Origin of the sequence: Neobacillus niacini, from assembly GCF_000759675.1 — a bacterium.
In the GTDB taxonomy this organism is placed as follows: domain Bacteria; phylum Bacillota; class Bacilli; order Bacillales; family Cytobacillaceae; genus Neobacillus; species Neobacillus niacini_A.
Map to the genome: position 1 here is coordinate 106,709 of NZ_BAWM01000016.1, position 20,080 is coordinate 126,788.

Sequence of the window (20,080 nt, forward strand, 5' to 3'; positions counted from 1 at the left end):
GTTAGTTTCCCCATTTCATGTGTACAGTTAATGTACAGCAGGACATGGGACTGCTTGGATCAGGCGGGGTTGTAAGATCGAAGGTTACACCTGTTGGTGTATATTTCGTATTCACAGGTACTTTTAGTCCAATCGATTTAATTAACCTATCTACTTCTGTTTTGTTTCCCTGCTGTGCTGCTGCCATTAACTTAACGTCAAAATTCGGATTTCCTAATCGGTCCAACAGTTTACTACCTTGATCCATTAATAACCGGTAGGATTTAATGGACTTCGTGAAAATATTTACATCCACAGGCGGATACTGCCTGGCTATATGGGGATAAAACTGATAACCAGGGTAAGCGTGGGGCTGTGGATATTGTGGATAAGGATAGTGGTAATAGTACATCAAAACGCTCCTTCCGTAGTAAAAACACAAGGCATTATACGGTATGACAGTTGGACTTTTTTGGTTACACGAAAAGGCGCATGGACAGAAATCCATGCGCACTTTTTGCATTAGAATATTTTAACGTTTCCACTTGATACGGTGACATTTATATTATTCTTCCCGGAACCATGGGTTCCTTTTATAATTGTATTATCCGTCCCGCTACTGGTTAAGGGGAAATCGCTCGAAATATTTCCACTGCTCACTTTGCCATTTAAGTTGAAATCGGCGTTATCAGGCAAATCAAGATTTACATTTCCAGAGCTTAGGTCAATATCAATTGAATCATTAAGTTTATCCATTTGCACAGAGAGCCTTCCAGATGAAACATCTGCATTAAGTGCTCCAGTAAAGTGGTTAATATCTAGGTTTCCTGAGCTAAGATCAAAAGTACCTGTTTTAGTGAGTAAAGTATCAATTTTTACATTACCGGAAGATCCATCATGGGCAAATTCATTCACTTCTAAATGATCAATGTTTACATTTCCAGAACCAATATCTAAAGAAAAGTCATTTAATTTCATTGATTGCCCAGAGAAATTCAAGGTCCCTGATCCAATCTGTATATTCATATTACGATTGAAATCTTCAGGAATATATATTTTTAGCTGTCTTTTCTCAGAGAATGAGAACCAATTAAACATTTTTCTTTTCGTTTCAACTATTAAACTGTTACCTGTTTCTTTAACGATTATTGAGCCTTTGCCTGTTAAAACCGCTTCAACATCATCTCGGTCTTCTGGAATAATCGTCGTTTTGACTCCCCCCACGTTAATGTCAATGGATTCAATGTCATTGGATAGTGCTGCTCTTCCTTCCTTGCTTCCTCCAAACGCAAATCCATCAAACTGGAAAGACTGATTAAATACAATATATAATCCTGTGATAATAACTAGGAAAATCACAATCCTCTTCATAAAAATCCCTGCCCTTCATTTCTTATAGCTTAATAATAAAGGATTCCTTGTAAACTACCAATGAACCTGAGATTTAATTATTTCTAAGACTTGAGACGTATTAAGACAGGAAAAAAAAGAAGCAGTGTTTCTTCACTGCTTTAAACAGAGCTATAGGGTACTTTCTTTTTTTGTTTCGTTTGGCGTATGTATTCATCAATAGCGCCAGAACCAAGTAGTACGCCAGATAATATAAACACGAACCCGATGATTTGAGAAAAAGAGATAACTTCTCCTAGAAAAATGACCGCGCTAATCATGGCGAAAAGTGGATTTAGATTGATGAAAATAGCAGCTTCGGTGACGCCTACTTTCCCAATTGAATCGTTATACATCATATGACCAAAAGCAGTTCCAATAAGTGCTGAGGCAAAGAAAATTATCCAAACACTTACCGTGCCGTTAGAAATTTGACGGATTCCATTCGGTTCCTGAAACAAGCTAATAATAAAAAGAATACTAGAACCAATTAGCAGCATATATCCAGTCATCAATCGGGGATCTAAGGTTTTAGAAATTTTCTTTATCATCACAAAACTGATAGCTTGAGAAAGAATCGAAAGAAAAACATAGACATCTCCGATTGAGATATCACTTATGCCTCCATTCCCGACAACCACAATAAACGAGACGCCTAATAGACCCAGAATGATACCTGAAAATTGCAGGAACGAAACTCTGTTTCCTAAAAAGAAAAAGGCAACAACGGTGGTTAACAAAGGACCCAGTCCTAAGATAAGTCCGCCGTTTGATGCAGAGGTTTTTGAAAGACCTATAGATAAAAAGTAGTGATGAAAGACGACATTAAAAAAGGTCGCAATTAGTATATAAATAAACTCTTTTTTTGTTGGAACTCTTACTTTCTTAATGAAGAACAGGACAATAAAGACACTAATGCCTGCAGTAAAAACTCTTAAGGATGTAATGGTTATCGGCGGGAATACATCAACAATAATCTTCAAGGCAATTACGTTTAGTCCCCAACTCATCATCACGAAAACTAACAGAATATAAATCTGGTATTTTTGCGATTTTGACAAATGCTCCACTTCTTTCTTTTTCAAGGAATTATGCATTCTAAATCAAATGGTAATTTAATGTTACTATTATACATCATTACTGTTGAAAATATATGGATGTTTTTTCGAATACCGAAATATAAAAAATTGTGATATTCTTTGTAAAGGAGGTGTGTGAGGTTGACATACAAAAAAATTGAACCAAAAGAACTTCATAAAAGAATACAAGGAGAGGAAAAAGTAATTCTTCTTGATGTTCGAGCTGAAGAAAAATATAAAGAGTTTCATATCGAGGATCCTCAGGTGGAGAGCCTAAATATCCCCAAGACCGAAATTTTCGACCTTGAAGAAGGGTCTGTTCTTTTACAGCTATCGAAGGAACGTCCGGTTGTTGTTACCTGCACGACGGGAAACTCAGCGGAAAAGTGTGCAAAGATTCTCGACAGTCTAGGCTATCAAGTGGAAGTTTTAGAAGGTGGCCTCACGGCTTGGAAGGAATTTAGAAATTAAGCTTGGAGAGAAGCAGCATGCTGTTAAAGCTAAATAAACATCTAGAAAAAATCATGCCTTTAATTACTCCTACAAGTGTTGTATTGGGTGTATTACTTTCTGTCTATCTAAAGGACTTTTCCTTTTTAATCCCTTGGATTTTTGCTTTTATGACATTTACGGGGAGCTTGAATTCAAATTTTAAATCTTTAGCAGATGTGGTCCGCCATCCACTTCCAATTCTTGCTGCAATGGTTTTATTACACATACTCATGCCAATCTGGGCTTGGGGTGTCGGGCATATTGCTTTTCCGGGAGATATTTTTACCATTACCGGCATTGTGTTAGGAATGGCAATACCTACTGGCGTAACCAGTTTTATTTGGGTTTCGATTTATAAAGGAAATATCCCGCTGACCTTATCACTTATCTTAATAGATACCATACTTTCTCCGTTAATCGTTCCTTATTGTTTATCTGTCTTAATAGGTGAAAAAATTGAAATGGACTTCTTGGGTATCATGCAAGGATTGGTTGGAATGATTGTACTTCCTTCTCTTCTTGGAATGTTGCTAAATCAATTTTTAAATGGGAACCTGACGAAGAAATTGAGCACGAGTTTGGCCCCATTTTCAAAAATCAGTATCGGAATTGTTGTCATGCTAAACGGCGCTGTCATTGCTCCTTATTTAAAAAATATTAATTTAAAATTAATTAGTATCACACTCGTGGTCTTTTTTATCGCAGTCACGGGTTATGTATTTTCGTTTCTAATGGGTAAACTAATCAGAAGTGACCGTGAAACTGTCGTTTCTTTGACCTTCTCGGGTGGAATGAGAAATATTAGTGCCGGTGCTGTTATTGCTGTCACTTATTTTCCCCCAGCGGTGGCAGTTCCAGTGGTTGTCGGCATGTTGTTCCAGCAAATATTGGCTTCTTTTACAGGATATTTTTTAGCCCATTATTATAACAAGAAAACGATATATTTAAAGCTTGAAGGTATTAACAAAAATGAAGGAATTTAACACTTAAGGCACTTCAAATAGAAGTGTCTTTTTTTTTGAGTGTTAAACTTTGATTTTGGGTAAAGTAAATGGTGAAAATCGATTGACATGAAACCAAAAGGTTTTATATAATGCAGAAAGTGAAACCAAATGGTTTTATATTAAAAGATGAAAGTAGGAGATTTTTTGCAAAATACATTACAAGATATTAAACAAACAGTTGTCATTGACGCACCTATCCAAAAGGTATGGAATCAGGTTTCAACATCAGAAGGTATTGCAGCTTGGTTTATGCCAAATGATTTCAAACCAGAAGTTGGATATGAATTTCATATACAATCTCCATTTGGTCCATCACCTTGTAAAGTGACTGAATTTGATCCTCCTAATACTCTTTCGTTCACTTGGGATACGGATGGCTGGTTTTTATCCTTTTTCTTAAAAGAAGTTGATGGTAAAACAGAGTTCACGCTTATCCATGGCGGGTGGAAGCCAGCTGATGAAATTGTTGGAAAAGCAGGCGAAAAAGCTTCTGTTATCCGTGAACGCATGTCTTATGGCTGGACGGGCATTGTTGAAAAACTTCGTACGCTTTTGGAGAGCTAAGTGTCTGCTTTAGCACATAAACATGATGTTTTTCAAGCAATCGCTGACCCCACCCGGAGAGAAGTACTAAGATTACTTGCGGAAAAAGAGCGCCCCATTTCAGAAATAACCGCTCATTTTCCAATGAGCAGAACAGCCATTGCCAAACATCTTCAAGTCCTTTCAGAAGCGGAATTGGTTAGTGGACAAAAGGTAGGGAGAGAAAAGATTTACCGGCTGCACCCTGAGCCGCTAACAGAATTAAAGCAATGGCTTTCCTTCTACGAAAAATTCTGGGAAAATAAGCTTTCTATCCTTAAAAATATTGTTGAAAGTCCTGGAGATCATTCCATAGGAATCATAAAACAAGAAGACCGACAGAAATAATTGTCGGTCTTTTGTTTACCTAGGATCTTTATCTGACAATGCTGGAATGAATGAAGGACAGAACGAATGAAAGTAATTAGAGATTAGTCCTTCATAGCCAGGATGAAGGACAAAACAAATGAGGTAGTCATAGATTTGTCTTACATAGGCCGGGTAAAGTTTCATTTTTATCTAAAGTAATTAGACTATTGTGATAAGATATATCTATTACATTTATAGGAGAGAAGAAAATATGTGGGCTTTTATATTGGTCGTTCTGGTTCTATTTCTAATCCCAGGGCCTGCGGTTTTATTAACACTTACACAAACTGCGCGCGGGGGACTTAAGGCTGGAATAATTACCGGTGTCGGGATTGCTGTTGGTGATCTCCTTCATACGGTCGCAGCAGTCCTAGGACTTTCAGCCATCCTCATGACATCAGCATTAGCCTTCGAAGTAATAAAATATTTAGGAGCGGCGTATTTAATTTACTTAGGAATAAAATCTTTTCTTGAAAAGACAAAGAAACAAGAAAAGCCCGTTAATAAAAAGGTAAATACAGCGATGTCGTTTCGCCAGGCACTGTTGATTGAATTGCTCAATCCAAAAACAGCGTTATTTTTCTTAGCGTTTCTGCCACAATTTGTTGTGACAGATGGATCGCCAGTAGTCTTTCAACTATTAACCCTTGGTCTTATCTTCGTGTTAATGAGTATTATGTACACCTCACTGTTATCCTTTCTAGCAAGTTCATTGGGGAATAAACTATTTTCTAAAGAAAGCAAAATGTCCCGCTGGCAGGGTAAATTGGTCGGAACTATTTACATTGGTTTAGGTTTACAATTAGTCTTTCAAAGTCAAAAATAAAAGTAAGCGGTACATTAAAAAGTGTGCCGCTATTTTATTGACATTTTACAAGGATTTATGATATTTAATTAGTGTTGATGTTAGCACTCTTGAGCTGAGAGTGCTAATGATTCGAAGAATCTATTAAATTAAAATGAGTGAGGAGAGGTTTCTATGGCAAAAAAGCAGTTCAAAGCTGAGTCTAAAAGGCTGTTAGAAATGATGATTAACTCTATTTATACGCACCGTGAGGTATTTTTAAGAGAGTTAATCTCTAATGCAAGCGATGCGATTGACAAAATCTACTACAAAGCATTAACTGATGACGCATTAAGCTTCGACAAGGACAGTTACTTTATTAAAGTAATCCCTGACAAGGAAAATAGAACCTTAAAAATTATTGATACTGGGATTGGTATGACAAAGGAAGAGCTTGAGACCAACCTTGGTACGATCGCCAAAAGTGGATCTTTAGCCTTTAAAAAAGAAACAGAACTAAAAGATGGCTATGACATTATTGGCCAATTTGGTGTCGGTTTCTATGCTGCATTTATGGTTGCGGACCTTGTGACTGTAACTAGTAAATCGTTGGGAAGCGAAGAAGCGTACAAGTGGGAATCGACTGGCGCAGAAGGGTATACTATCGAAACTGTCGAGAAGGATTCTGTTGGTACTGAGATTACTCTTACCATTAAAGAAAATACCGAAGATGAAAATTATGATGAGTTTTTAGAAGAGTACCGTTTAAAGTCCATAATCAAAAAATACTCTGACTTTATCCGCTACCCAATTAAGATGGACGTTTCTGGTAGAAGACCGAAAGAGGGCACTGAAAATGAATTTGAGGAATATGTAGAAGAACAAATCATTAATAGCATGGTTCCCATTTGGAGAAAGAATAAAAGCGAGCTCACGGACGAAGATTACGAGAACTTCTACGCAGAAAAACGATACGGTTTTGATAAGCCGATTAAACATATCCATATCAGCGTTGACGGGACGATTAGATATAATGCTATTTTATATATCCCGGAGAAAACCCCATTTGACTTCTATTCTAAGGAATTTGAAAAAGGTTTAGAGCTTTATTCCAATGGCGTTTTAATTATGGACAAGTGTGCAGACCTGCTTCCAGACCATTTTAGCTTTGTAAAAGGTATGGTGGACTCTGAGGATCTATCGCTTAATATTTCAAGAGAGATGCTTCAGCATGATCGTCAATTGAAGCTTATCTCTAAAAACATTAACAAAAAAATTAAGAGTGAATTGCAAAGCCTCTTGAATAATGAACGAGAAAAATATGAAGAGTTTTATAAATCCTTTGGTCGTCAGTTAAAATACGGTGTTTATAGTGAATTCGGCGCCAATAAAGAAGTCTTGCAGGACCTCATCATGTTCTACTCTTCAAAAGAGAAGAAGCTTGTTACTCTAGATGAATATGTATCAAGAATGCCAGAAGATCAAAAGTATATCTATTATGCTTCTGGTGAATCCATTGAAAGAATCGATAAGCTGCCACAAGCAGAGTTCGTCTCTGAAAAAGGGTATGAGATTCTTTACTTTACTGAGGACATCGATGAGTTTGCGGTCAAAATGTTAATGAACTACAAGGAGAAAGAATTCAAATCCATCTCCAGCGGTGACTTAGGGATTGAAGGAGAAGAAAACAAGAGCGAATCCGAATCAGAAGAAAAGGAAAGCAAAGAAATCTTTGACTATATGAAAAATATTTTAGCGGATAAAGTCAAGGATGTTAGAGTTTCAAAAAGATTAAAGTCGCACCCTGTCTGCTTGGCAACCGAAGGTGACATTTCTATAGAAATGGAAAAAATCCTTGCTGCTATGCCTGATAATCAAAATATCAAAGCAGATAAGGTTTTAGAGATAAATAAAAATCATGAAGTATTCCAATCCTTAAAGGAAGCTTTTGAAAATGATAAAGAAAAGCTAGATCTGTATACGAAGTTATTATACAATCAAGCATTGCTGATTGAAGGATTACCAATCCAAGATCCAGTAGAATTTACTAATGACATCTGCAAGATAATGGTATAATCCGCCTGGTTGTTTTTTTCTATACAATAAATTGGATACCATAAAACATGTAAAAGCCGCTTTCACATTCAGTGTGGGCGGCTTTTACTACGGGGCTAGTAATTAATTGATAAAGGAGATTTTTTATTGCCTCGAAAAATAGTATAGTTAGTATAATGACTCTAATAATTGAAAGGAGCACAAATGGTTACAAGAAGAGAAGTGGCAGAACAGGCAGGCGTTTCACCGTCGACGGTTTCACGTGTCATTAATAATAATGGATATGTTGCGGAAGATGTTCGAAAACGAATAGAAGCAGCAATCGCAGAACTGAATTATATACCGAATCGGGCAGCACAAAATTTACGGATGAAGTCATATAAACAAATTGCTTGTTTAACACCTTCAATTAGTAATCCTTTTTATTCGGAAATGTTTGCCGGGATTGAGGAGATGGCATTAGAGAAAGGATATTCCTTATCCTTATATAATATTACGAAGGAAAGAAGGAATTATTTGCGGCAAGTAGTAGAAGGACCATATGATGGAATGATTTTGCTTGCGCCGTACGAATTAAGTTCGATTATGGATTTTAACAAAGGTGCCCTTAAAATGCCGCTGTCGGTTTATTGGGATCGCCCTGAAAAAGCGGATATTCCACATGTATTTGTAGATATGGAAAAAGTAATGAGGCAGTCTGTCGAGTATTTAATCGAAAGTGGTCATAAAGAAATTATTTATTTAGGACATTATGATGAAAATCAGGCCAACCCTAGATATAAGGGATATAAAGATGCTATGAAAGCACAGGGTGTGCCTATCAAGGAATATTATAAAAAATCCATTGGAACGTATGAAGATAAGTTGACCGTGGGCTATGATGCAATAAAGGTTTTATTGGGAAATGGCCAACCATTCACAGCGGTTGCAGCAACAAATGATTCGCTGGCGGCAGGAGCAATAAGAGCCATTATTGAAAGTGGTAAGAAGGTTCCAGATGATATCTCCGTTATAGGTGTGGATAATATTGAATTAGCAAAGATCGTGACACCCACATTGACAACGATGAATATCCCAAAAATTGAAATTGGCAGACTGCTTGTTAAACAGCTGTTAGATCAAATCCACAACGAAAGGAAAATGGAACGAAATATAGAAGGGGAAGTGACGTTAATAGAAAGAGAATCTGTAAAAAAGAATTGACAGCGATTTCAAGGGATCTTATATTAATAGTATCATCAAAATTACAAGAAAGTTCTTTTTTAATAAAGACGTGGTCACGTGACCGTGATTTTTCGCTAATGTGGTCACGTAACCATAACTTACGCTAATGTGGTTACCTAGCTATAATTTCCACTAATATGGTCACGTGACCACCGTTTTATATCTCTGGCATTTTTAAAGGATTGGTTAAAGGATAAAGAAGATTGAGAGGAGAAATCACAATGATTTTACAAAATGATTGGGAAAATCTAGAGGTACTGCAAAGGAATCGCCTAAAACCAAGATCATACTTTTTCAGCTATAAAAACAAAAATACTGCACTTTCTTATGAGCGAGGAGATTCACAAGGGTTTTTGTTGTTAAATGGAAATTGGAAGTTTCATTATGCAATTGCACCGATTGAATCACCAAGCGAATTTTATAAAGAGGATTATTGTACCGATGATTGGTCGGAACTTCCTGTTCCATCGCATTGGCAATTAAATGGATACGGGAAGCCGCATTATACCAATGTGAAGTATCCTTTTCCAGTAGAACCTCCTTATATTCCAACTGAAAATCCGACAGGGGCCTATAAACGGACTTTTTATTTAACGAAGGAGGCATTATCGGAACAGCTGCATTTGATCTTTGAAGGTGTCGATAGCTCTTTCCATGTTTGGGTAAATGGACAAGAGGTCGGTTATAGCCAAGGAAGCCGTCTTCCTTCAGAATTCGATATTACGAATGTCGTTAAAGAAGGAGAAAACAGCATCGCTGTAAGAGTCTATCAATGGGCGGAATCTTCGTATATTGAAGATCAAGATATGTGGTGGTTAAGCGGTATCTTTAGAGATGTCTATATTGTGGGAAAACCAACAACACATATCCAAGATGTGTTTGTGAACGGTTCATTAGAAAATCAGTTCCAAGATGGACGTCTTGATTTTGAGCTTGCTGTATCAGGTGAATATGAAGGATACCAAGTTGCAGTCGAAATCATTGATAACGGTGTGGGTCTAGTCCGGCATCAGCAAAAGATAGAAAGTCAGTTAGTGACAGGTTCTCTTGAGGTTGAGCGTGTGAAGCAATGGAATGCAGAAACTCCAGCTTTATATGATGTGGTTGTTACGCTGTTCGGTCCATCAGGGGATGTTGTCGAAGTGATTCCACAAAGGTGTGGCTTTAGAAATGTTGAAATTAAAGGTGGACAATTATTAGTTAATGGTGTTGCCGTTATGTTTAAAGGTGTTAATCGACATGATGCACATCCAGATTTTGGCCGCGCAGTTCCTGTCAGTTCCATAATTGAGGATTTAATATTAATGAAGCAGCATAATATTAATGCAATTCGCACAGCCCATTATCCAAATGACCCGCGGTTCTATGAGCTTTGCGATCAATTTGGCTTTTATGTCATTGATGAAACAGACCTTGAATGCCATGGGCTCGTCTATATTGGTCAGCCTCATTTAATAAGTGATGATCCAGCATGGCGGGCAGCATATATTGATAGAATGGAAAGATTAGTAGAAAGAGATAAAAATCACCCATCCGTGATTATGTGGTCATTAGGAAATGAATCAGGCTTTGGACAAAATCACGTAGCCATGTATGAATGGGCGAAAAGAAGAGATCCTTCAAGATTGGTCCACTACGAAGGAGAAACGAGAGAAATCATGAACGAGTTTGATCATGTTCTGGAGAAGGATCCGATTGCAACGGACGTTCACACTACCATGTACACACCGATTGAGAAAATGAAGGTTCTTGGCGGCTTGACGAATTTGAAGAAGCCGCATATTTTATGCGAGTACGCCCATGCTATGGGGAATGGACCAGGCGGCCTCAAAGAATATTGGGAAACGTTTTATGCCTATGACCGATTACAGGGTGGATTTGTCTGGGAATGGGTTGATCATGGTTTAAGACAACATACGCCAGAAGGGGAAGAATATTTTGCTTATGGCGGTGACTTTGGCGAAACACCGCATGATGGCAACTTTGTTATCGATGGATTAGTCCGGCCAGACCGTCAGCCATCACCAGCATTAGCTGAGTTGAAAAAAGTGATTGAACCAGTAGTAGTATCCGATTTCAATTTTGAAGAAAAGATGATACAGGTTCAAAATCGCTATGATTTTTCCGATTTGGCAAAATTACAATGCCAGTGGTTTATCGAAGCAGACGGTACGATAATCGAAAGCGGGATTATCGATGTACCGGCGATCGCTGCAAATACCACAAAAGTGATAGAATTGCCGATTCGCGTACCAAGTGTCGTGCTCGATAATACGGATTATTGGTTAAATCTCGTGTGGACAACGAAGGAAACGACTTGTTGGGCAGCTTCCGGTCATACGGTTGCATGGTCACAGCATGAACTGCCAATTTCAAATTATGCTGCCGTTGAACCACAACAAACAGGCAGATTAACGGTAGCAGAAGAAGCGTCAAAAATAAATGTTGCTGGCTCTCATTTTCAATTGGTTTTTAATAAGCAAAACGGCCGAATTGAGGAATATTTCTATGATGGGCAGCTCATGCTTCATAAAGGACCAAGATTGAATTTTTGGAGAGCACCGATTGATAATGATTTATTAGGGCTTGGAGAGTTTAGTGCGAAGCCGGTTGCGCAAGAATGGAAGGAATTTGGTGTCAATGCGATTCAACATCGAATCAAACAAACAAAAGTAACCATCCATGAAGACAGGCAGCAAGTCGTCATTGAGTGCGAGATGAAGGCAGCTCCGCCTGTTATTGCATGGGGCTTTGATGTGACCTATGTATATACCATTCGAGCGAATGGAAGTATTTTAGTAGAAATCAATGGGGGAAAGGTCGGTCAAGGTCCTGCTTCTCTGCCGCGAATTGGTGTAGAAATGACAGTGAATAATGGATACGACGGGGTTGAATGGTATGGCTTAGGACCGAATGAAGCCTATGTGGATAGCAAGCAGGCGGCTCGGATGGGTGTTTGGTCATCAACCGTCGATGGATTGCAAACACCGTATATTTTCCCGCAAGAAAACGGCAACCGTCATCAAAATAAATGGGTAAGCTTTTCACAAGAGAACGGTAAAAGTATGCTCCTTACTGGTCACTCTTTTGATTTCTCGGCAAGCTATTATACAGTTGAACAGCTGGAAACAGCAAAGCACACCTATGACCTATTCAAGCAGCCATATATTACGGTCCATCTTGATAAACAGCAATATGGCTTAGGTTCGGCAAGCTGTGGAGAAGATGTACAAGAACAATATCGGTTAGAAAATGAAGATTTCCAATTTTCCTTTGCTCTTTTACCGTATGATAAAAATGCACATTCCCCTATAGGACTAGGTAAAAAATACAGAAAGTATTTTGTGGACAAGTTTGTGACGAAAGAAACAGTTTTAGTCCCTTAGTCACTATGCTGATGGAGAAGTAAGTATGAAGAAATTCTTTAAAGAGAGGTTTTTCAACAGTGATTTTCGATAGAATAGAAAATTTAGGTATGTATACATTTATAAATGATCATTTAAATGAAGCTATTAAACATATCCTTAGTAAGCCATTAACAGAATCTTACACAGGAAATAGTTTTCAAAAAAACATAAACCAGTTCACCACCACATCTGTTAACGAAAAGAAATTTGAAGCTCACAAGAAGTTTATCGATATTCATATTGTCATAGAAGGCAAGGAATATATAGAGTGTGCTAATATTGGTTCCTTGATAGATTTGACAGAGTATGATGAAGAACATGATATTTTATTTGGTGATACGAATTCAACTTCAAAGTTCTCTGGAAGTTTAGAGGAAGGCTATGCCCTTATTTGTTTTCCTCAAGATGCTCATTTAGTAGGAGCTCACATCGACTCCGTACAGGAAATAAAAAAGGTAGTTTTCAAAGTTCCAATTTAATCGTGAATGAAAACGGTTATGAAAAACGGTGCCTGTCACCTTTTTGAAAAGAGGCTTCTAAAGCCTCTTTTCATTTTTCACCAAATTATCCAAAAATGTGAATTACAAAATTCGACTTTTTGAAATTTCGAAATTTTGGTAAAATAAAAGTAGTACATCGAAAATTCCATTGAAAAGGGGGAGGCTTGGAGTGTACAAAATAATTATTGTTGATGACGAAAAAAACATCCGTGACCGGTTGGCTCATTTTTTTCCTTGGTCTGAAGTAGGGTTTGAAGTAGCCGGCACAGCTGAAAATGGCGTTGAAGCATTGGAGCTTATTAAACAGGAACGTCCCCATGCAGTTTTGACAGACGTTCTTATGCCGGAGATGACAGGATTAGAGTTGGCTGCAGAGATAAGAACATCCTACCCCGAAATAAAAGTGGTCATACTTAGTGCTTATGACGATTTTAAATATGCCCAAGATGCCATTCGATTTGGTGTGAAGGGTTATTTGTTGAAGCCGCTAATGAAAAATGATTTTTTCAATGTTTTTAGTAAACTAGCAGAAGAATTAAGAGAAGATGAAGAAGCAAAAGCAGTGGATCGAGTTGAGGAATTAATGCTTTTGGATTTAATTAAAGGGGAAAATCTATCGCAGTATGCGGACCAGTGGAATCAGGAAACACAAAGCTTTAGAGTTGCTATTTTTTCCTTTGATCGACTGTTTAAAGAGGCGTCCACTTTTTCAATCAGGCAGAAGATTACAGAGCTTGCTGCGGATTTTTGGAATCGTTATCAAGTTTCAATTTTGTTTTACGGGAATAGTCTGATTGTGTTAAGTACTAATTCTAAGCTTGTTTCGAAGCAGAGTCTTTTGCCGAAAATTAACTTGTTCATTGATTCACTAAGAGATAACCTTGGTGACTTGTTTAAGAATCAGGAGAATTTTGTTGTTGGTGTGGGCAATCCAGCATCCAAGTATCAAGAAATTAGCGGTTCCTATAATGAGGCGGTTTACGCGTATAGCTATAAATACTTTAATGAATATGAAACGGTAATTTTCCATGAAGATTTGACGGTTGAAGGTAATAGAGGGAATCAAATAGAACTTCAAAATTTCATGTTAGACCATGTGAACAAAATTGAAAATCAACTGATGGAGTCGATGAAATCGGAAGGAAAAATGGCCGTTGGGGATTTAGTCAATCATTTCTTTGACCCTTACAAACAGATTGGCGGTCTGCCGATTGCCGAAATACGCAGTTCCTGTTCTGAACTTATTATTATTCTTATGTTCCGGTTTAAAGAGAAGGGAATCGCTCTCTCGTCTATTGACCAGCAGCATGTACTAGGCAGAATTTACGAGATTGATTCTTTAAAGGAATTAAAACGATGGCTGACACAAATGTTGGAAACGATTTCGTTTGATTTGATCCATCAGGATAAAAAGGATGTAAACAGTTATGTTCTTATGGCCAAGGAATATGTAAAGGAAAATTATCAGGAACGGATTACGCTTGAGGATATTTCACACCGACTATTTTTGCATCAAGCTTATTTCAGTGCGATTTTTAAGAAGGAGACAGGACAAAATTTTATCGATTATGTCAATCAAATTCGTGTAGATAAAGCGGTGCAGCTTCTTAAAAATACGGATTATAAAATCAAGGTGATCTCCGATATGGTAGGTTTTCAAAGCCACTCGTATTTTAACAAAGTATTTAAAAATGAAACAGGTGTTACCCCTGTTGTGTTCAGAAGACAGTGATCCCAAAGCATTAACAAATTGGTTTAATGACGAAGTAGCACTTAAGGGTGATCAGTTAAAGCGTATTGTTAGATATTTTAAAGCGTGGAAGGAAAATGTAAAAAAGGCTCAAAGGATTATAGAAGATGCTTGGAACAACCCCTTAGGAGAGAGGATTTACTTAGGAGAGTGGCATACTCATCCTGAATCGACACCAACCCCATCAATCGATGATAGAAAATTATTAATTAATATGTTGCAGGATACAAGAATGGAAATAGAGTTTCTTTTGATGATTATCATCGGTCAAAATGATAACTATGTGGGAGTTCAGCAAAAAGGTAAAAAAGTTATTGAGTCTTTATCAAGAGTTACATCAACAGACGGTATAGAGATAACAATTTATAAAGACTCTTTAGAAAAAATATCTGGTTTCAAAGTCAACGGATTTATTAATTTTGCCCCTATCGGGTATGACATATTTTGCACAAGAACTATTTAACGCGCTAGTAAATATAATAGCATACCCTTCACTAGCTGAGGGGTATGCTATTAATCTAATCGATATTACCTCAAACCATATGCCTTAATTACTTCCTGAGAAATTTTGTTTCCTTGGTCATCCCAAGCAGTTGCACGAAGGGAAACATATTTGCTTGTTTTATGATTGTTAATTTTAGCTGTCCAACGATCATACGCAGTACGCTCAAGGTTTACTTTCTCCCACGACTCTCCTTCATTAAAGGAAACCTCTAATGTAGCACCCTCTAATTTACCATACTCTAATTTACTAAAGCCCTCCCTATCATCAAGTTTTGCAACAGATAACTCGAGTGCAGTCGATGGTGCCGCAAGTGCGTTACCGTTCATATCGGTCTCAACCTTATAATCTAGTGAATAGAATGGGAGTAAAGTTTCGAATTCTTCTCTTTTTTGAGACCAGAATGTCCATTCTGTATGCGTACTTATTGATGTTTTCCAGCGATTCGGATCACGCTTAGCATCACTTACTAACCTGTATTGTGTTTTTTCTTCTGGGAATGGAGTATTTAAGTCCATAGCTTGTCCTTTTCTTTCACTAAGAAGGGTATCTCCTTGGTACAATTTAAGTGTTTGACTTTTTAAGGATTCATTATATCCTTTACTACCTGTAGAGCCATTCCCAGAATCGGCCCAAGCAGGAATATTAAAGTGTAAATAGTTCCTTTGGCGGGTAGGTGGGAAATAGCCTTCACCCAAACGCGGACGAACTACTGGAGAGAACCAGTCTTCCTGAAGTTTTTGTCCCTTTTCATACGTAACTAAAGGCTGGCGAACTTCCCATGAACTGTCTAATACACTTGCCTTGTGATACCATCTAGTATCTTTTACTGCTGAAACCCACTCTGTTCGAACATGGGGAAACTGTACTTTTTGTAAATCCCCAACACCATTAGAATACGGACGCAAATCATAACGGAACTCTCCTCCAGGTGCTTCACGGTCTGATTTGTAACGCGTGTCAATCTGAACTAGTTCCCCGTTAGATGGTGCATATTTTAAATTATTTGGAATCTGGTCTTGATGAACATCCATCAAATCATATACATATGGTGAATTTGTTTCACCTTCAACAAACAGGTTCAGGTTGCCAGAACGTGCTGCTGTGATCACTTTATCTCCTTCACCTTTACTGATTCCAACAACTGCAAGAGGGATGTCCGTTTTATCCGGATTTCCTGCAAACGCATTGAATTCCTTATCTTCATTGTTTACGATGATCAACAGCTTTGCACCCGCTTCATGTGCAGCAGCGGCCTGCTCAGAAGGCGTAACTTCACTGTTGCGATCTACAACAACTGCTTTTCCTTTTGCTTTTAGACGCTCATAATCTGCTGAAGTCCCTTTTCCTGCATAAACCGTTGATAAGTTATATTTTCCATCGAGCATTGTACTTCCTGCAAAAGGAACGTCATCCAATTCTTGTCCTTTAAAGTTAATCTCAAGCAATGGTTTCGTTAAACGCCAGCGAGTCAAATATTCGAAGTCTCCTGTTTTAACCTCCTCTGTTGGGACAGCATACATTTTATCGATCCATGGAAGCATGGTATTAGAATGAGTCAATGGTTTGCCACCAAGGGAACGGTAGTATTGCATGCGCTGATAGCTTGGTTCTGTATTCTTCTGTACTTCTACTGAAATTTCTTTTGCTTTTCGAGCATCAAGTTCCACGGTTTGTGGACCGTCTAGCTTGATTTCAGGATTACCGACTAATGCTATACCACTATGATCTGTTTCAGTATCCACTGACATATAAGACATGGCTGAATACGTGCCAGGGGGTAATCGTAATTCTGTTGATCCGTTTACAACAATGAATTCAGGTTTTGCCAGGTCTTTGTTAATGAGCGCGACAGACGTAAGGGTAGGATTTCCATTACGGTCCGTAGCGTTAAACGTTAGCGGATATTTTTCTTCTTCTTTCACCATGCCCATTGAAGTATGAGCCACTTGCTTGCCTTCAGAATCAGTTGCTGTTAGATGTCCTTCATAACGCGTGCCTAAGTCTCCAAGTTGTGGATTCAATGCAACGGTTACGTCTTTAGTCCCGTTAGCCGGAATGGTAATTTGACTCTCAGAAACCGTTAGCATACCATTTGGTGCGGCATTACCTTTTACATTCTTAAAATCAGCATGAAGATCTAAGGTTACAGCTGAGTCGCTGTCGTTTGTGTAAGTAACTGTTTTTTGTACAGATTGCGCATTATCATTTGGCCATTTGAAGAACCCAAACGATAATGAACCAGTTGCTCTCACTGTACTAAATGCCGCTGCTGGGACATCTAATCGACCTGATCCAATATGATAAGGCGAATAATTTAATTTCTTGGATGTACTCATCAACGCTTCTTTTAGCTGTGTACCATTCCAATTAGGATTCTTCTGCAGAAGAATCGCAGCTGCTCCTGCTACATGCGGTGTTGCCATGGATGTACCACTCAGACTCTTGTAAGATCCGCTTCCTGAGGATAGTCCAGATCGAGCAGCAACAATCCCAACACCTGGTGCAGACAGGTCAGGTTTCAATCCCAAATCTCCATAACGAGGTCCTTTTGATGTGAAAGGAGCAATCTTGTCTGTTTTATCCACAGCACCGATCGTTAAAGCAGCTTCAGCAGATCCTGGTGAACCAATGGATCCTTCAGCTCCTGAGTTTCCAGCAGCAATTACAAAGAGTGCACCTGTTTCTTCACTTAGTCTATTTACGGCTTGAGCCATCGGGTCTGTTCCGTCACTTGGCCCGCCTCCCAAACTCATGCTTACAATCTTAGCGTTGTCTGCAGCCCATTCCATGCCGTCAATAATCCAAGAATCCAAACCACTTCCTTTGTTGTTTAACACTTTACCTACGAGCAATCGAGCTTCAGGAGCAACTCCTTTATTCTTGCCCTCAGAAGCAGCCCCTGTTCCTAGTACTGTTGAAGCGACATGAGTACCGTGACCATGACCATCATCAACTGTTTCTTCCGGTACAAAACTTTTTGCCTCGTCAATTTGATCCGCAAGATCAGGGTGATTTGGGTCGATACCTGTGTCAAGTACAGCTACCTTAACGCCCTTACCTGTGTAACCTGACTCCCAAGCGGCTGGCGCACCAATCTGAGGTACACTTTGATCTAATGTGGCTTCCACTCGGCCATCCAGCCAGATCTTTTCAATGCCCTTGTCGAACAAAGCATTGTTTGTTGTTGCAGCCTCAGGTGTGACATCTTTCCAGAATGTATCCGCTTCCATTTTGGAAGCAGAGAGGGCAGCAGCGTTAATACTCTCTAACACTCGAACCTTTTTTGCGCCTTTTGGCTCAGCTTTTGGTTGAACAGCTTTACCTTTTGATTCCGTGTACTCCACGATTATGGGTAGAGAAGAAAGACTTTTGTCATCATAGCCATTTTTAATCAATTCCGTTATATTAAACAAATCCATATCCAACTTATCAGCTGCTAAGTATGGTATAGCTGAATTTGGAATAACATACGTCTCTTCACCAATATCCAGTATTTGAGCACCTGCACCATTTTTGTCAACATGCTCTACGTTAATAACACTTTTGCCGCCTTCAAGCTTTTTAATGGTAACGACATCACCTGTGATAAGCGTGATTTTTTGTTCATCAGCACCATTAATACTGTTTACAATGGCAGAATGCTCAGGTGGTGTCTTTTCATTTGTTGTTTTATCGATTGCATTTACACTATGAAAGGTTGATGCAAGCAAAACCGTAGATAAAGAGGTTGCTATAATCTTTTTCATGTTCATATTTTTCACCATACTTCCTCCTGAAAAACCGATTAATAGAATAAGAGCATCTAATGAGATAATGTCTTGATGCAGGGAATTCATTGTTAGAAACAAATTGGGGAGTTAATCGTATGCGTAGAAAGAAAACAACTCCTAGGCCAATTAGAGATTCTATGATTGCAGTCAACGCCAGTATCAAGAACACCGACTTTAATCCCTTTACCGGTAATATTCTCGGCATGCATCTTGTCCACGCCTATTTGCGGAACGCTGTCTGCCATTTTCGGATCAATGGCTTCCTTTGTTTTTACCGATGGTTCCACTTTTACCTCGTAATCTTTAAAAATACGTTTAACTACTCCAGATTGCAGCAAATCTTGCACTGCCACGCGAGGCAGCGTCATCACTACACCGTTGATGGCGTTTTTATACTCTCTTGTTATGTTTAAATCTTTCTCATTACATCCTCTCCTAATCGATAATTTTAACGAATCACAAATAAATCTAGTAAATTGCAATTCTATCCATATCATCACATATTCTTATTTTTCTGGAAATTAAACATAAGGAGTAAATTATATATACTATTAGTTCTACACCAACATAAAACAAAAGATCTATTCTAGCCCTTTTTATTTGAGTAAGTGCTTACATAAAATATATCAATTAAAATAGTTAACTTTAATTTGGAATGTTGTCTTATTCGTAGGATTTCAAATATGCACGGAGTACCAGGTTTAGTTGAACAAAAGGGCACTGTGACCCATCAGGTTAGCATAACTGGCCTCCACCCCTTGGATAGGCATGACGAAGGAATGAGAGGGCAATTGACCCGTTGAGACATGGGAGGGAAAGCCTCCATGGCGGCATGGAAATGTGCATTATATGGTAAAATATGGAGTTCCGGCTGGCTCCTTTATTTAACTATGCCTTCACGAAGCCAAAATGATCTGAACTCATTTCAATTACCGTAAATCCAATTACAAGGGTTATGAAATCCTACGAATAAGTGAGCATTCGAGAGATATTCGTATCAAACTGAGGGAGTTCAATTAGGACTTAAAAGGATTTTTTTATTTATGGTAATGTATAATTAGATACTTAGGTGAGGATGGAAAACATGACATCAAATATAGTAATTCCGATATTAATTTTAGCATTACTTGTGGTATTGGGATTCCTATTAGTTAAGTTATTTAGAAAGTAGAATTAACCAGGTCAGAACTC

At 38.3% G+C, this 20,080-nt stretch carries 15 protein-coding genes and 1 pseudogene; 11 read left to right on the forward strand and 5 right to left on the reverse strand.

Annotation, left to right across the window (positions count from 1 at the left end; translation table 11 throughout):
• Position 1 precedes the first annotated feature (1 nt).
• The 3 genes from TR08_RS30210 to TR08_RS07425 form a co-directional block, all read right to left on the reverse strand.
• Positions 2-391 carry a hypothetical protein gene (locus TR08_RS30210; RefSeq protein ID WP_052427373.1) on the reverse strand — a complete coding sequence of 130 codons (390 nt, stop codon included), beginning with the start codon at positions 389-391 and terminating at the stop codon, positions 2-4.
• Positions 392-501: 110 nt separating this feature from the next.
• Positions 502-1,350, reverse strand: coding sequence for a LiaG family protein (gene liaG / locus TR08_RS07420; protein WP_045517038.1), 849 nt, complete (start codon positions 1,348-1,350; stop codon positions 502-504).
• A 140-nt stretch (positions 1,351-1,490) separates the two neighbouring features.
• Entirely contained in the window at positions 1,491-2,453 is a 963-nt protein-coding gene (locus TR08_RS07425) for a DMT family transporter (RefSeq protein WP_238579100.1), read from the reverse strand.
• A 135-nt stretch (positions 2,454-2,588) separates the two neighbouring features.
• Between TR08_RS07425 and TR08_RS07430 the strand changes: the two genes are divergently transcribed.
• The 11 genes from TR08_RS07430 to TR08_RS07480 all read left to right on the forward strand — a co-directional run bounded on the left by TR08_RS07430 (position 2,589) and on the right by TR08_RS07480 (position 15,077).
• The gene (locus tag TR08_RS07430; RefSeq protein WP_045517041.1) at positions 2,589-2,918 is read left to right on the forward strand and encodes a rhodanese-like domain-containing protein; all 330 of its coding nucleotides are present in this window, start codon (positions 2,589-2,591) and stop codon (positions 2,916-2,918) included.
• Between the two features lie 17 nt (positions 2,919-2,935).
• Entirely contained in the window at positions 2,936-3,922 is a 987-nt protein-coding gene (locus tag TR08_RS07435; RefSeq protein ID WP_045517043.1) for a bile acid:sodium symporter family protein, read from the forward strand.
• 165 nt (positions 3,923-4,087) lie between these two features.
• Positions 4,088-4,507: an SRPBCC family protein gene (locus TR08_RS07440; RefSeq protein ID WP_370576286.1), complete on the forward strand. Its 420-nt coding sequence runs from the start codon at positions 4,088-4,090 to the stop codon at positions 4,505-4,507.
• Positions 4,508-4,873 carry an ArsR/SmtB family transcription factor gene (locus TR08_RS07445; protein ID WP_045517046.1) on the forward strand — a complete coding sequence of 122 codons (366 nt, stop codon included), beginning with the start codon at positions 4,508-4,510 and terminating at the stop codon, positions 4,871-4,873.
• A 232-nt stretch (positions 4,874-5,105) separates the two neighbouring features.
• Entirely contained in the window at positions 5,106-5,720 is a 615-nt protein-coding gene (locus tag TR08_RS07450) for a LysE family translocator (protein ID WP_045517048.1), read from the forward strand.
• Positions 5,721-5,873: 153 nt separating this feature from the next.
• A complete protein-coding gene (gene htpG / locus TR08_RS07455; protein WP_045517049.1) occupies positions 5,874-7,754 on the forward strand; it encodes a molecular chaperone HtpG in 1,881 nt (626 codons plus the stop codon).
• A gap of 183 nt (positions 7,755-7,937) precedes the next feature.
• Positions 7,938-8,936 (forward strand): LacI family DNA-binding transcriptional regulator, encoded by a 999-nt coding sequence (locus TR08_RS07460; RefSeq protein ID WP_045517051.1) that lies wholly within the window; start codon positions 7,938-7,940, stop codon positions 8,934-8,936.
• A gap of 242 nt (positions 8,937-9,178) precedes the next feature.
• The gene (locus TR08_RS07465) at positions 9,179-12,343 is read left to right on the forward strand and encodes a glycoside hydrolase family 2 TIM barrel-domain containing protein (RefSeq protein ID WP_045517052.1); all 3,165 of its coding nucleotides are present in this window, start codon (positions 9,179-9,181) and stop codon (positions 12,341-12,343) included.
• Between the two features lie 59 nt (positions 12,344-12,402).
• Positions 12,403-12,843 carry a YhcH/YjgK/YiaL family protein gene (locus TR08_RS07470; protein ID WP_045517053.1) on the forward strand — a complete coding sequence of 147 codons (441 nt, stop codon included), beginning with the start codon at positions 12,403-12,405 and terminating at the stop codon, positions 12,841-12,843.
• 190 nt (positions 12,844-13,033) lie between these two features.
• The gene (locus TR08_RS07475; RefSeq protein ID WP_045517054.1) at positions 13,034-14,596 is read left to right on the forward strand and encodes a response regulator; all 1,563 of its coding nucleotides are present in this window, start codon (positions 13,034-13,036) and stop codon (positions 14,594-14,596) included.
• Positions 14,577-15,077 carry a Mov34/MPN/PAD-1 family protein gene (locus tag TR08_RS07480; protein ID WP_045517056.1) on the forward strand — a complete coding sequence of 167 codons (501 nt, stop codon included), beginning with the start codon at positions 14,577-14,579 and terminating at the stop codon, positions 15,075-15,077. Before TR08_RS07475 ends, TR08_RS07480 begins: the two co-directional genes overlap by 20 nt.
• A gap of 65 nt (positions 15,078-15,142) precedes the next feature.
• Here the strand turns inward: TR08_RS07480 and TR08_RS07485 are convergent, their stop codons facing one another.
• Both TR08_RS07485 and TR08_RS31835 read right to left on the reverse strand, forming a co-directional pair.
• A complete protein-coding gene (locus TR08_RS07485) occupies positions 15,143-18,883 on the reverse strand; it encodes a S8 family peptidase (protein ID WP_052427374.1) in 3,741 nt (1,246 codons plus the stop codon).
• A gap of 143 nt (positions 18,884-19,026) precedes the next feature.
• Positions 19,027-19,308: pseudogene (locus TR08_RS31835) on the reverse strand (hypothetical protein); the annotation flags it as partial.
• Positions 19,309-20,080 lie beyond the last annotated feature (772 nt).

Bases quoted from the DNA above. Each gene is read 5' to 3' on its own strand.
- TR08_RS07450 (WP_045517048.1), top strand. From the start codon at position 5,106: ATGTGGGCTTTTATATTGGTCGTTCTGGTTCTATTTCTAATCCCAGGG.
- TR08_RS07435 (WP_045517043.1), top strand. From the start codon at position 2,936: ATGCTGTTAAAGCTAAATAAACATCTAGAAAAAATCATGCCTTTAATT.
- TR08_RS30210 (WP_052427373.1), bottom strand. From the start codon at position 391: ATGTACTATTACCACTATCCTTATCCACAATATCCACAGCCCCACGCT.
- TR08_RS07460 (WP_045517051.1), top strand. From the start codon at position 7,938: ATGGTTACAAGAAGAGAAGTGGCAGAACAGGCAGGCGTTTCACCGTCG.
- liaG (WP_045517038.1), bottom strand. From the start codon at position 1,350: ATGAAGAGGATTGTGATTTTCCTAGTTATTATCACAGGATTATATATT.
- TR08_RS07465 (WP_045517052.1), top strand. From the start codon at position 9,179: ATGATTTTACAAAATGATTGGGAAAATCTAGAGGTACTGCAAAGGAAT.
- TR08_RS07485 (WP_052427374.1), bottom strand. From the start codon at position 18,883: ATGGTGAAAAATATGAACATGAAAAAGATTATAGCAACCTCTTTATCT.
- htpG (WP_045517049.1), top strand. From the start codon at position 5,874: ATGGCAAAAAAGCAGTTCAAAGCTGAGTCTAAAAGGCTGTTAGAAATG.